The organism is Streptomyces sp. NBC_01515 (genome assembly GCF_045040345.1).
Taxonomy (GTDB): Bacteria; Actinomycetota; Actinomycetes; order Streptomycetales; family Streptomycetaceae; genus Streptomyces.
The window spans coordinates 7,019,555-7,032,328 of record NZ_CP109416.1; the positions used below are offsets into that span (position 1 = coordinate 7,019,555).

Sequence of the window (12,774 nt, forward strand, 5' to 3'; positions counted from 1 at the left end):
CAACTACCCTTCGTGCTGACCTGATTACCCTGCGCACCAGAAGGTGGCACCAGCAATGGCACGACACACGTCCCCCCAGCATCCGACCGCCCAGCGCGCCCTGGTCGCCCTCGCGACCGCCGGAGTCGCCCTCGGTGCGGGGGCGGCGTCGGCCGCCGCGGACACCGCGCCGGTTGTCGACGCGATGCGGACGCGGCCCACGTCTCTGGGCAAGATCGACCCCGCGGCGGGGCTCGGTGCGCTCACCGGCACGGTCGGGTATGTCACCGGGCCGGTCGCGGGTCTCAAGCCCAACCCGCTTGCGGGGACGGGTGTTGACCCGCTCGACAACGGGGTCGCGACCCAGCTCGCGGACTTTCAGCCGTTGGCCTCGCAGGCGTTGACGGGGCCGGTGGCCGAGGCTCAGTCGATCGGGAGTATGCCGGTGGTGGGGCAGGTGACGGGGCTGCTCGGGGGGTGAGTTGAGTTGCGGGGCGGTCGGGGAACTGCGGTCTCGTTGCCGGGTGCGCGTCCGTCGTGGCTGGTCGCGCAGTTCCCCGCGCCCCTACTGAGCGGCCTGCGGCCTGCTCAATAGGACGACCCCGACGCCCCCAGTGAACCCGTGGGGTGCCAGACCGTCTTTGTCTCCAGGAAGGCTGTCAGGCGGTCGATGCCGGGAGTCTCCGTGTAATCCACAGGCTGTGGACGGAGGACTCGCTTGAGGTTGTCGGCCGCTGCGATCTCCAGGTCCTTCGCCAGTACGTCGTCCGCGCCGGCCAAGTCGATCGCGTTGACGTCCTGGTGTGCGGCCAGGGGCGCCGCGATCTCCGCCGTCCTGCCGGAGAGGACGTTGACGACTCCGCCGGGGAGGTCGGAGGTGGCCAGGACCTCGCCCAACGACAGGGCGGGGAGCGGGGAGTTCTCGCTCGCGATGACGATGACCGTGTTGCCGGTCGCGATCACCGGGGCGATGACCGAGATCAGGCCCAGGAACGATGATTCCTGGGGGGCCAGGACGGTGACCACGCCCGTCGGCTCGGGGGAGGAGAGGTTGAAGTACGGGCCCGCCACCGGGTTCGCGCCCCCGACCACCTGCGCGATCTTGTCCGTCCAGCCCGCGTACCAGACCCAGCGGTCGATCGCCGCGTCGACGACCGCGGCTGCCTTGGACTTGGACAGGCCTTCCGCGTCCGCGACTTCGCGCGTGAACTGGTCCTTGCGGCCCTCCAGCATCTCGGCGATGCGGTAGAGGATCTGGCCGCGGTTGTAGGCCGTCGCGCCGGACCAGCCGCCGAACGCCTTGCGGGCCGCTACGACCGCGTCACGGGCGTCCTTGCGGGAGGACTGCGGTGCGTTCGCCAGCCACTTGCCCTTTGAGTCGGTCACCTCGTACACCCGGCCGCTCTCGGAACGCGGGAACTTCCCGCCGACGTACAGCTTGTAGGTCTTGAAGACGGACAGTCGTGCATCAACTGTGCTCATTTATCGCTCGCCCTCCGGGCTCGACGGGGCGAGGTACGCCTCCAGGCCGTGGCGACCGCCCTCGCGGCCGAAGCCCGACTCCTTGTAGCCGCCGAACGGCGAGGTCGGGTCGAACTTGTTGAACGTGTTGGACCAGATGACACCCGCGCGCAGCTTGCTCGCGACCGCGAGGATGCGGGAGCCCTTCTCCGTCCAGATGCCGGCGGAGAGGCCGTACTGCGTGTTGTTGGCCTTCGCGACCGCCTCCTCGGGCGTACGGAAGGTCAGCACGGACAGCACCGGGCCGAAGATCTCGTCGCGGGCGATGGTGTGCGCCTGGGTGACGTTCGTGAAGAGCGTCGGGGCGAACCAGTAGCCGGAGGACGGGAGTTCACAGGACGGGGACCAGCGCTCGGCACCCTCCGCCTCGCCCTGCTCCACGAGTGTGGTGATGCGCGAGAGCTGTTCGGCGGAGTTGATCGCGCCGATGTCCGTGTTCTTGTCGAGCGGGTCGCCGAGGCGGAGGGTGGAGAGCCGCCGCTTCAGGGAGTCCAACAGCTCGTCCTGGATGGACTCCTGGACGAGCAGGCGGCTGCCCGCGCAGCAGACCTGGCCCTGGTTGAAGAAGATGCCGGTGACGATGCCTTCGACGGCCTGGTCGATGGGGGCGTCGTCGAAGACGATGTTCGCGCCCTTGCCGCCGAGTTCGAGGGTGACCTTCTTGGTCGTGCCCGCGACGGTCCGCGCGATCTGCTTGCCGACCGCCGTGGAGCCGGTGAAGGCGACCTTGTTGACGTCCGGGTGCGCGACGAGCGCGGCGCCCGAATCGCCGTAGCCAGGAAGGATGTTGACGACACCCTTGGGGAGGCCGGCCTGGCGGCAGATGTCCGCGAAGAACAGCGCCGAGAGGGGGGTGGTCTCGGCGGGCTTCAGGACGACCGTGTTGCCGGTCGCCAGTGCCGGGGCGATCTTCCACGCGAGCATCAGGAGCGGGAAGTTCCAGGGGATGACCTGGCCCGCGACGCCCAGCGGCTGCGGGTTCGCGCCGAAGCCGGCATGGTCCAACTTGTCGGCCCAGCCCGCGTAGTAGAAGAAGTGCGCGGCGACCAGGGGGAGGTCGGCGTCCCTCGTCTCCTTGATGGGCTTGCCGTTGTCCAGGGTTTCCAGGACGGCCAGTTCGCGGCTGCGCTCCTGGATGATCCGGGCGATGCGGAACAGGTACTTCGCGCGCTCGGAGCCGGGCAGTGCCGACCACTTCTCGAAGGCCTTGCGGGCGGCCCGCACCGCGCGGTCGACGTCCGCCTCGCCCGCCTGGGCGATCTCGGAGAGGACCTCTTCGGTGGAGGGGGAGACGGTCTTGAAGACCTTGCCGTCGGCCGCCTCGGTGAACTCGCCGTCGATGAACAGGCCGTAGGAGGGCGCGATGTCGACGACCGAGCGGGACTCGGGGGCGGGTGCGTAGTCGAAAGTAGCCATGATGGTCAGTCCACCGTCACGTAGTCGGGGCCGGAGTAGCGGCCGGTGGCCAGCTTCTGACGCTGCATCAGCAGGTCGTTCAGGAGCGAGGACGCGCCGAAGCGGAACCAGTGGTTGTCCAGCCAGTCCTCGCCCGCCGTCTCGTTGACGATGACCAGGAACTTGATCGCGTCCTTGGAGGTGCGGATACCGCCCGCGGGCTTCACGCCGACCTGGATGCCGGTCTGGGCGCGGAAGTCGCGGACCGCCTCCAGCATCAACAGGGTGTTCGCGGGAGTCGCGTTGACGGCGACCTTGCCCGTCGACGTCTTGATGAAGTCCGCGCCGGCCAGCATGCTGAGCCAGCTCGCGCGGCGGATGTTGTCGTACGTCGAGAGTTCGCCGGTCTCGAAGATGACCTTCAGGCGGGCGGCGCCCGAGGCCTCCTTCACGGCGACGATCTCGTCGTACACCTTCATGTAGTTGCCCGCGAGGAACGCCCCGCGGTCGATGACCATGTCGATCTCGTCGGCGCCCGCGGCGACCGCGTCCCGCACGTCGGCCAGCTTCACGGCGAGCGCGGCGCGGCCGGCCGGGAAGGCGGTGGCGACGGAGGCGACCTTCACGGAGGAACCGGCGACGGCCTCCTTCGCGGTGGCCACCATGTCCGGATAGACACAGACGGCCGCGGTCGAGGGGCTCGTGCGGTCGGTCGGGTCGGGGCGGACCGCCTTGGCGCCGAGCGCCCGGACCTTGCCGGGGGTGTCCGCGCCTTCCAGCGTCGTCAGGTCGACCATCGAGATGGCGAGGTCGATGGCGTACGCCTTCGCGGTGGTCTTGATGGAACGGGTCCCGAGCGAGGCGGCACGCGCCTCCAGGCCGACCGCGTCGACGCCGGGCAGCCCGTGAAGGAAACGGCGCAGCGTGCTGTCGGAAGCCGTTACCTCGCCGAGTGCGTGTGCAGCAGCAGGTGCAGTGGTGGGCATGGTCACCACCCGAGCATATCTACGCGCGTAGCAGCTGTACACCCCGGAGGTCGAGCTTGGGCACACCGCCGAGGTGCATGCCCTGGGGACGCGGGGAACTGCGCGACCAGCCACCCACGCACCCGCACTCGCGGACGAAGAGGTCCCCAACGGCGAGCAGGCGCACCTCTGAGGCAGAATCGGCACCATGACGACCCCGCACCCCGAGCCCAAAGACCGGATCTACCGCTCACCCGCGGGCCTCATCGGCGGTGTCCTGCTGCTGGCCATCGCCTGTTGGCTCGGCATCGACGCCCTTGTGTCCGGCCACGGCCGCACCCCGTGGCTCGCGCTGGCCGGCCTGATCCTCGTGGTCCCGGCGATCGCCGCGTTCACGCTCCGCCCGGCGGTGTACGCGGGCCCGGACCGGCTGCGCGTCCGCAACCCGTTCCGGCTCGTCGTACTGCCGTGGGGCGAGATCGCCAGTCTGCGGTCCGGGTTCTCGAACGAGGTCGTCACGAAGTCGGGCGCCAAGTTCCAGCTGTGGTCGGTCCCGGTCTCGCTGCGCGGCCGCAAGAAGGCGGCACGGCGTGAGGCGAAGGCCGCGGCGGAGGCGGCGGGAGCGCGGCGCGGCGGCAGATCCGGCGCCCTGGGCTTCGGCGGCGGCATCGGCGGGTTCGGCGGCGGCATGGGCGCGGGCAGCGGCATGCGGGGCGGCGCCGTGCAGGCCGGGCCCACGCGCGCGGAGTCCGACCAGATCATGGCCGACCTGCGCGAGCTGCTGGAGACCAGGGAGCAGGCGGAGTCGGCGCAGGGCGAGGTCACCGTGCGCTGGGCGTACGAGGTGATCGCGCCGGTGGTCGCCGGTGCCGTACTCCTGGCGATCCTGCTGGCGACGGGCTGACCGGACGGGCACACCCCCGTACTCACACCTCCCCACCCCTACCTCTCTGGGATGTCATGACCGCGAACGTCCGGGAGTCGTCGCCGCTGCCCGCCACCGCGATACCCGACGGGTGCGTGGACTGGAACGCGGAGCACGCGCGCGTGTGGGCCGGTGCGGTCCTGCCGTGGTGGGTGCCGGTCCGGCCGCGGCGCTGGGCCGTCGAACTGGCCGTCTGGTGCGCCCTGTTCGCCGCCTTCGGCCTGCTGGCGACGACCGACCTGCCCCCGGACCTGATCGCGCTCCTGCCGCTCCAGGTCGTCTGGTGGCTGTGGCGCCCCGAGGTCGTACGGTTCTCCGCCCCCGGGCTGATCGTGCTGGTGGCGGTCCGGGCGACCGGGCTGCCGTGGCCGGTCCTGGTGTGTGCCGCCCTGCTGGTCCTGGCCTCCGTGACGGCCACCGAACTACGGGCACGCGCGCGTGCCCGCCAGCGGCAGCGTGCCCTGGCCGCGACCGGCGGGGTCACCGCCGTGCCGCCGGACGCGGACGGGCCGGTGCGGAGGGGCCGACTCCTCCTCAGGTTCGGGGCCGGTACAGCCGTACCCGGAGTCGTACTGCTCGCCACCTCCGGCCTGTGGCACTCGGCGGGCGACCGCCAACTGGCCGTCGCGGAGGGCCTGTTCGTCGTGGGCCTGGCACTCACCCTCCTCCTCTCCGGAACCCTCGGCCGACGACGGGCCCTCACGCTGCGCAGGACACCCGCACCCGTGCTCCGCGTCCTCGTCGGCAAGGACGAGCACGAGGACGCCGTGATCTACGCGACGGACGACACGGAGGCGCTACGGCCGCTCTGCACGGTCGCGACGAGGGCGGAAGAAGAGGGGGAGGGGAACGACGAGGCGGAGGTGGAGGAGCTGGAGGAACTCCTCGACGCGCCCGCGAAGACCGGCGCTCCCGCTCCCCTGCGCGAGGCCGTCCTGTACGGCACCCTTTACGACGGCGCCGAGATCCTGCTGCTGACCGCGCCGGAGAAGCCCGGCGAGCCGCCGGGGACGGAGTGGTCGACCGGGCCCGTACGACCGTTGCCGGAGGGCGCCGCGCGGCGGCGGCTCGTCCGGGAGGAGCGGGCGGCGGTCCGGGCGGCCCGGGACGAGGAACTGGCCGCGACCCTGCGCGCGGGGACCACCGTGGTGCCGGTACGGCGCTGGCGGGCCGGGCCGGTGGACTGGCTGGCGGGCTTCCTGACCGCCCAGTGGTGCCTGGGGTACTTCCTGCTGGGGATCGACGACAGCCTCTGGTTCCGAGGGCTGCTCCTCCTCCTCGGCCTGATGTGCGCCGTCCGCGTCCCCGTGAAACTGCGCTGGCGCATCACCGCCGACCGCACCGGCATCTGGCTGAACCGGCTGCGCGCCCCGCGCCACATCCCCTGGGACGACCTCCGCGCGGCCCGCAGGGAGTCCTTCGAACTCCAGCTGCGCGTGCGCGACGGCGACGACTGGTCGATGGCCGCACCCCGCTGGCCCTGGCTGCAGCGCAGACGCCAACTCGCCCATCCCTACGACGCGTTGGCCGCCGAACTCGCCGCGATGATCGCCGACCCCGCCCTGCGCCCCACCGGTGAGAGCGAAGTGGGCGAACGGGGACGCCAGTTGTGGCCGTTCGCCCTGCTTCTCGGCCTGGCCTGGACCGTGTTGCTGGCTACGCGCTGGCTGTCCTGACCGCAGCGCGGGACGAGCACGGGGTGCCCCCGGACAGGGACACCCCGTGTCGTGTGTTCCGCTACGGCTCAGATACCGGCCGCGGCCGACAGCTCCCGCTTGATCGTCGCGAGGGTCTCGGCGGCTTGCGCGCGGGCCGTCGGAAGATCGGCGTGCGTGGCCACAGGCACCACGACCTCCAGGTAGCACTTCAGTTTGGGCTCGGTGCCGCTGGGCCGGACGATGACCCGGGCGCCGTCGAGCGTGTAGCGCAGGCCGTCCGTGGGCGGGAGCTTCTCCGTGCCCTCGGTCAGGTCCTCGGCCTTGGTGACGGCCAGCCCCGCGAGCGCGGTCGGCGGCTGCTCGCGCAACCGCCGCATGGCGTCCGCGATGACGGTCAAGTCCTCGACGCGGACGGCGAGTTGATCGGTGGCGTGCAGACCGTGCTCCACGGCGAGATCGTCGAGGAGGTCGAGCAGATCGCGCCCCTCGGCCTTCAGCTCGGACGCCAGCTCGGTGATGAGGAGGGCGGCCGTGATGCCGTCCTTGTCGCGCACGCCGTCCGGGTCGACGCAGTAGCCGAGGGCTTCCTCGTAGCCGTAGCGAAGGCCCTCCACCCGGGCGATCCACTTGAAGCCGGTGAGGGTCTCCTCGTAGGGCAGACCCGCCTTCTCGGCGATACGGCCGAGGAGGGACGAGGAGACGATCGACTCGGCGAAGGTGCCCCGGGCGCCGCGTCGCACGAGGTGTGCGGCGAGGAGCGAACCGACCTCGTCGCCGCGCAGCATCCGCCAGTTCCCGTCCGCCTTCACGGCTGCGGCGCAGCGGTCGGCGTCGGGGTCGTTGGCGATGATCAGGTCGGGGTCGCTCGCGCGGGCCTGCGCGAAGGCGAGGTCCATCGCGCCGGGTTCCTCCGGGTTGGGGAACGCGACGGTCGGGAAGTCCGGGTCGGGCTCGGCCTGTTCGGCGACGAGCACGGGTTCCGGGAACCCGGCCCGGGCGAACGCGGCCAGCAGTACGTCCTTGCCGACGCCGTGCATCGCGGTGTAGACGGTGCGGGCGGTGCGGGGGGAGTCGGGGGTGAGGACGGCGTCGGTGCGGGCGAGGTAGGCGTCGAGGACGCTGTCGTCGAGGGTTTCCCAGCCGGTGGTGGGTCGGGGCACGTCGTGCAGTGAGCCGATGGCCTCGATCTCGGCGGCGATCTCCGCGTCGGCCGGGGGCACGATCTGGGAGCCGTCGCCGAGGTAGACCTTGTAACCGTTGTCCCGGGGCGGGTTGTGGCTGGCGGTGACCTCCACGCCCGCGATCGCGCCCAAGTGCCGTATGGCGAAGGCGAGTACGGGGGTGGGGAGGGGGCGGGGCAGCACGGCCGCCTTGAGTCCCGCGCCGACCATCACGGCGGCCGTGTCGCGGGCGAAGTCCGCCGACTTGTGGCGGGCGTCGTAGCCGATGACGACGGTGCCGGTTCCGTCGGTGTGGCCGGTCTTCTTGAGGTACGCGGCGAGTCCGGCGGCGGCCCGGATGACGACCGCACGGTTCATCCGCATGGGCCCGGCGCCGAGTTCGCCCCGGAGTCCGGCGGTGCCGAACTGGAGGGTGCCGCTGAAGCGCTCGGCGAGTTCGGCGACGTCCCCGGCGTCGATGAGCTTGGCCAGCTCGTCACGGGTGTCCGCGTCGGGGTCCTCGGCGAGCCAGGTCCTGGCCCGCGCGATGAGTTCGTCGTCGTGCACGTCGGGGCAACCTCTCGTGGGGGTGGTACGTCGGCTTCCTGGCCGACGGCGAACGGGTGGGTCGGTGGGAAACATCCGGGGGTCCAGGGGGCGGAGCCCCCTGGGGACGGTGCCTACAACCGCCCGAGGACCTGGGCCAACAGTGACCCCATCTGCGAAGCGGAATCCCGGCCGGCCTGAAGAACCTCCTCGTGGTTCAGCGGCTCGCCGGTCATACCCGCGGCGAGGTTCGTCACCAGGGAGATGCCCAGCACCTCCGCACCCGCCTCGCGCGCGGCGATGGCCTCCAGCACCGTCGACATGCCCACCAGGTCCGCCCCGATCACCCGGGCCATGCGGATCTCGGCCGGAGTCTCGTAGTGCGGCCCGGGGAACTGGGCGTAGACGCCCTCCTCCAGAGCCGGGTCGATCTCCTTGCACAGGGCGCGCAGCCGGGGGGAGTACAGGTCGGTCAGGTCGACGAAGTTCGCGCCGACGATGGGGGACGTGGCGGTCAGGTTGATGTGGTCGCTGATCAGGACCGGCTGCCCGGGCCGCATACCCTCGCGGAGCCCCCCGCAGCCGTTGGTCAGGACGATGGTCTTGCAGCCGGCGGCGACGGAGGTGCGGACGCCGTGCGCGACGGCGGCGACACCGCGGCCCTCGTAGTAATGGGTACGGCCGAGGAAGACCAGCGCGCGCTTGTCACCGATCTTGTACGAGCGGACCCTGCCCCCGTGTCCCTCGACGGCCGGCGGCGGGAAACCGGGCAGCTCGGTGACGGGGAAGTCGGCCTCGGGTACGCCGAGGGCGTCGACGGCCGGTCCCCAGCCGGAGCCCATCACAAGGGCGACGTCGTGGGTCTCGGCGCCCGTCAGTTCGCGCAGGCGCGTGGCGGCGGCGTCAGCGGCGGCGTGGGGGTCGCCCTGGATGTCGTCCGGAAGAAGAGATGCGTTCACGCGGATGAGCGTAGCTGGTCTGGGCCTACGCGCGTAGATGACAGAGCGCACGGGATGGCGATCGTTGTCTTGTCGTTTCCAACGAGACCTGTGACGGGCGTTATGTGTGGGAAACCCTCAGCGGAATCACGGGGAACCCGCGGCAGAGCCGTGCGGAACCCGCGGCAGAGCTGTACGGAACCCTCAGCAGGGCCGCTTCCGCAGCTCCATCACGTAGTCGTGCGGCGCGCCCGCGGACTCGGCGGCGTCCGCGAGTTCACCGAGGTACCGCGCCGACGGGAGCCCGCCCTCATACCCGTTGAGGACGTACAGCCAGACGGGTTCCTCGCCCTCCAGGGTGTGCACCCGGACCCGCATGCGGCGGTAGACGTCGAGGCCGACGCCCTCCCACCGGTCCATGGAGTCCTCGTCGGGCGGCGCGATCTCGTACAGCGCGACGAAGACCTGGGAGCGCGGGGCCTCCACGATCGTCGCGAGCGCGCCCTCCCAGCCCATGTGCTCGCCGCCGAAGGTCAGCCGCCACCCGTTCAGCCAGCCCGTGGCGCGCAACGGCGAGTGCGGGGCGCGGCGGGTCATCAGCCGCGCGTCGAGATTGCCGGCGTACGCGGCGTAGAGCGACATGCTTCGAGAGTACGGCAGCGGAACCACCCGCCACTCCCGTAACCGGGGGTACCTCACGACACCGGGGTATGGGGAGGGCCGGGGTGTGCAGCCGCACCCGCAGGGGCCCGCGCGTCCGCCGCCGCCTTTCGTGCCCGCGTCTGCCGCCGCCTTTCGTGCCCGCGTCCGCCGCCGCACTCCGGGCCCCGTCGCCGCAACGGCCGATGGCTGCTCGGCCCCACCCCACAGGCGCCCGCCCCTGCCCCCGGGTTCTTGACTTCGCTCACACCCTGCCGCCCACCCCGCGCCTCCCTCACCTGTACCGACGACTCCGGCTCACCGTCCACCGCCCCCCTCCGCCCGGCAGGGCCCTCGCCCCCGGGCGGAAGCACCTTGAAGCGTGCGGGACAATGGGGTACGTGACTCGGATCGTGATCATCGGTGGCGGACCCGGCGGCTATGAAGCGGCGCTGGTGGCAGCGCAGCTCGGCGCGGAGGTGACCGTCGTCGACTGCGACGGTCTGGGCGGGGCGTCGGTGCTGACCGACTGCGTCCCGTCGAAGACCCTTATCGCGACGGCCGAGGTGATGACCACCTTCGACTCGTCGTACGAGGAGCTGGGGATCATCGTCGCCGACGACACCCCGCCCCTGGAACAGGCGGCCCGGGTCGTCGGCGTGGACCTCGGCAAGGTCAACCGCCGTGTGAAGCGCCTCGCGCTCGCCCAGTCGCACGACATCACCGCGTCCGTGACCCGGGCCGGCGCCCGTGTGATGCGCGGCCGGGGCCGGCTCGACGGCATGCAGGCCATCGACGGTTCCCGCAAGGTGATCGTGAAGGCGGCCGACGGCACCGAGGAGACCCTCGTCGCCGACGCCGTCCTCATCGCGACCGGCGGTCACCCCCGCGAGCTGGACGACGCCCGCCCGGACGGCGAGCGCATCCTGAACTGGACCCAGGTCTACGACCTCACCGAACTCCCCGAAGAGCTGATCGTGGTCGGCTCCGGTGTCACCGGCGCCGAGTTCGCCGGCGCCTACCAGGCCCTCGGCTCCAAGGTCACCCTCGTCTCCTCCCGTGACCGGGTCCTGCCCGGCGAGGACCCGGACGCCGCCGCCGTACTCGAAGACGTCTTCCGGCGCCGCGGCATGAACGTCATGGCCCGCTCCCGCGCCCAGTCCGCCAAGCGCGTCGGCGACAAGGTCGAGGTCGTCCTCGCCGACGGCCGTGTCATCACCGGCTCGCACTGCCTCATGGCCGTCGGCGCCATCCCGAACTCCGCGGGCATGGGCCTGGAGGAGGCGGGCGTCAGGCTGCGCGACTCGGGCCACATCTGGACCGACAAGGTCTCCCGTACGACGGCTCCGGGCGTGTACGCCGCCGGTGACGTGACCGGGATCTTCGCGCTCGCCTCGGTGGCCGCGATGCAGGGCCGTATCGCCATGTACCACTTCCTGGGCGACGCGGTGGCCCCGCTCAACCTGAAGACGGTCTCCTCGAACGTCTTCACCGACCCCGAGATCGCGACCGTCGGCTACAGCCAGGCCGACGTCGACGGCGGCAAGATCGACGCCCGCGTGGTGAAGCTCCCGCTGCTGCGCAACCCGCGCGCGAAGATGCAGGGCATCCGGGACGGCTTCGTCAAGATCTTCTGCCGTCCGGGCACCGGCATCATCGTCGGCGGTGTGGTCGTGGCGCCCCGCGCCTCGGAACTGATCCACCCCATCTCGATCGCCGTCGACAACAACCTGACGGTCGAACAGATCGCGAACGCCTTCACCGTCTACCCGTCTCTTTCGGGCTCGATCGCCGAGGTGGCCCGGCAGCTCCACACGCGGAAGGTGACGGGCGAAGTCTGAGCCGAAACGGACTCCCCGCTGGTCACGGGGAGTTGTCGACCATTCGGGCGGCATAGGCGGCGAGACTAGGCCCTATACCACTTCCGGTCCTGCTGTACGAACAACTTCCGTTATTCGGCGCAAACACCTGAAAGCAGACGGTCGTTGGGGTTACTGTCAGTTTCGTGTTCGCTGCAGAACGTCGCCAATTGATCCTCGAAATGGTGCGAGCGAATGGGGCCGTATCGCTCCGTGAGCTCGCCCGCGTCGTCCAGACCTCCGAAGTGACCGTACGGCGGGACGTGCGCGCACTGGAGGCAGAAGGACTCCTCGACCGCCGGCACGGCGGTGCGGTATTGCCGGGCGGGTTCACGCGAGAATCCGGCTTTCCGCAGAAATCGCATCTCGCGACCGCCGAGAAGACGGCCATCGCCGATCTCGCCGCGAGCTTCGTCGAAGAGGGCGAAGCGATCGTGGTGGGGGCGGGTACCACGACCCAGGAGCTGGCCCGTCGGCTCGCCCGGGTGCCCGGACTGACCGTAGTCACCAACTCCCTGCTGGTGGCCCAGGCGTTGGCCCATGCCAACCGCGTGGAGGTCGTCATGACCGGGGGCACCCTGCGCGGCTCCAACTACGCGCTGGTGGGCAGCGGGGCCGAGCAGTCCCTCCAGGGCCTGCGCGTCTCCCGAGCCTTCCTCTCCGGGAGCGGACTGACCGCCGAGCGCGGCCTGTCCACGTCCAACATGCTGTCGGCGTCCGTCGACCGGGCTCTCGTCCAGGCGGCGGCCGAGGTCGTCGTCCTGGCCGACCACACCAAGCTCGGCACGGACACCATGTTCCAGACCGTGCCCACGGACGTCATCACCCGCCTCGTCACCGACGAGCCCCCGGGCCACGACGACCGCGCGGCCACGGAGTTGCAGGCGCTGGCCGACCAGGGGGTGCAGATCGCCGTGGCCGGCGCATCGGGAAGCCAGGGGGGTGACCAGACCCCGACGCGGGACCAACGCCGCCGGGACGTACCCCTCCCGGCACCGCGACGGGGTCAAGTACCGGGCGGCGGACCGGGGTTGCGCGCGGCGGGCGTACTCGGCGGGGAGTCCCCCGAACGGGAGCGCGCGGCGAGGGTGGCGGATCTGCGCAGGCGTTGACCGGTTCGATGTCGGCGTACAGGCCGGTGGGGGCTGGTCGCACCCACGCGGCGGAGCCGCATATCGATGCAGCCCCG

The 12,774-nt window shown here is 71.2% G+C and carries 11 protein-coding genes; 5 read left to right on the top strand and 6 right to left on the bottom strand.

The window, feature by feature from the left end; genetic code table 11:
- Positions 1–55 precede the first annotated feature (55 nt).
- Positions 56–460 (top strand): hypothetical protein, encoded by a 405-nt coding sequence (locus tag OG407_RS31980; protein WP_328679741.1) that lies wholly within the window; start codon positions 56–58, stop codon positions 458–460.
- A gap of 107 nt (positions 461–567) precedes the next feature.
- Here OG407_RS31980 and OG407_RS31985 read toward each other — a convergent pair whose 3' ends face one another.
- The 3 genes from OG407_RS31985 to deoC are packed head-to-tail and all read right to left on the bottom strand — an operon-like array spanning position 568 to position 3,881.
- Positions 568–1,461, bottom strand: coding sequence for an aldehyde dehydrogenase family protein (locus tag OG407_RS31985; protein WP_405863036.1), 894 nt, complete (start codon positions 1,459–1,461; stop codon positions 568–570).
- Positions 1,462–2,916 carry an aldehyde dehydrogenase family protein gene (locus tag OG407_RS31990; RefSeq protein WP_405863037.1) on the bottom strand — a complete coding sequence of 485 codons (1,455 nt, stop codon included), beginning with the start codon at positions 2,914–2,916 and terminating at the stop codon, positions 1,462–1,464. It abuts the gene before it with no gap.
- 5 nt (positions 2,917–2,921) lie between these two features.
- A complete protein-coding gene (gene deoC, locus OG407_RS31995) occupies positions 2,922–3,881 on the bottom strand; it encodes a deoxyribose-phosphate aldolase (RefSeq protein ID WP_405863038.1) in 960 nt (319 codons plus the stop codon).
- A gap of 187 nt (positions 3,882–4,068) precedes the next feature.
- Between deoC and OG407_RS32000 the strand changes: the two genes are divergently transcribed.
- Complete coding sequence (locus tag OG407_RS32000) at positions 4,069–4,764, top strand: PH domain-containing protein (protein ID WP_403583535.1); 696 nt, start codon at positions 4,069–4,071, stop codon at positions 4,762–4,764.
- Positions 4,765–4,820: 56 nt separating this feature from the next.
- Positions 4,821–6,461, top strand: a complete 1,641-nt coding sequence (locus OG407_RS32005; RefSeq protein ID WP_405863039.1) for a hypothetical protein — start codon at positions 4,821–4,823, stop codon at positions 6,459–6,461.
- 68 nt (positions 6,462–6,529) lie between these two features.
- Here the strand turns inward: OG407_RS32005 and OG407_RS32010 are convergent, their stop codons facing one another.
- The 3 genes from OG407_RS32010 to OG407_RS32020 form a co-directional block, all read right to left on the bottom strand.
- Positions 6,530–8,170: a phospho-sugar mutase gene (locus OG407_RS32010; protein ID WP_405863040.1), complete on the bottom strand. Its 1,641-nt coding sequence runs from the start codon at positions 8,168–8,170 to the stop codon at positions 6,530–6,532.
- A gap of 113 nt (positions 8,171–8,283) precedes the next feature.
- Entirely contained in the window at positions 8,284–9,108 is an 825-nt protein-coding gene (locus tag OG407_RS32015) for a purine-nucleoside phosphorylase (protein ID WP_403583541.1), read from the bottom strand.
- Positions 9,109–9,291: 183 nt separating this feature from the next.
- Complete coding sequence (locus OG407_RS32020) at positions 9,292–9,729, bottom strand: gamma-glutamylcyclotransferase (RefSeq protein ID WP_327401721.1); 438 nt, start codon at positions 9,727–9,729, stop codon at positions 9,292–9,294.
- 389 nt (positions 9,730–10,118) lie between these two features.
- Here OG407_RS32020 and OG407_RS32025 point away from each other — a divergent pair, with 389 nt between their 5' ends.
- Both OG407_RS32025 and OG407_RS32030 read left to right on the top strand, forming a co-directional pair.
- Positions 10,119–11,567 (top strand): NAD(P)H-quinone dehydrogenase, encoded by a 1,449-nt coding sequence (locus OG407_RS32025; protein WP_405863041.1) that lies wholly within the window; start codon positions 10,119–10,121, stop codon positions 11,565–11,567.
- A gap of 164 nt (positions 11,568–11,731) precedes the next feature.
- A complete protein-coding gene (locus tag OG407_RS32030) occupies positions 11,732–12,697 on the top strand; it encodes a DeoR/GlpR family DNA-binding transcription regulator (RefSeq protein ID WP_328679733.1) in 966 nt (321 codons plus the stop codon).
- The last annotated feature ends 77 nt before the right edge of the window (positions 12,698–12,774 follow it).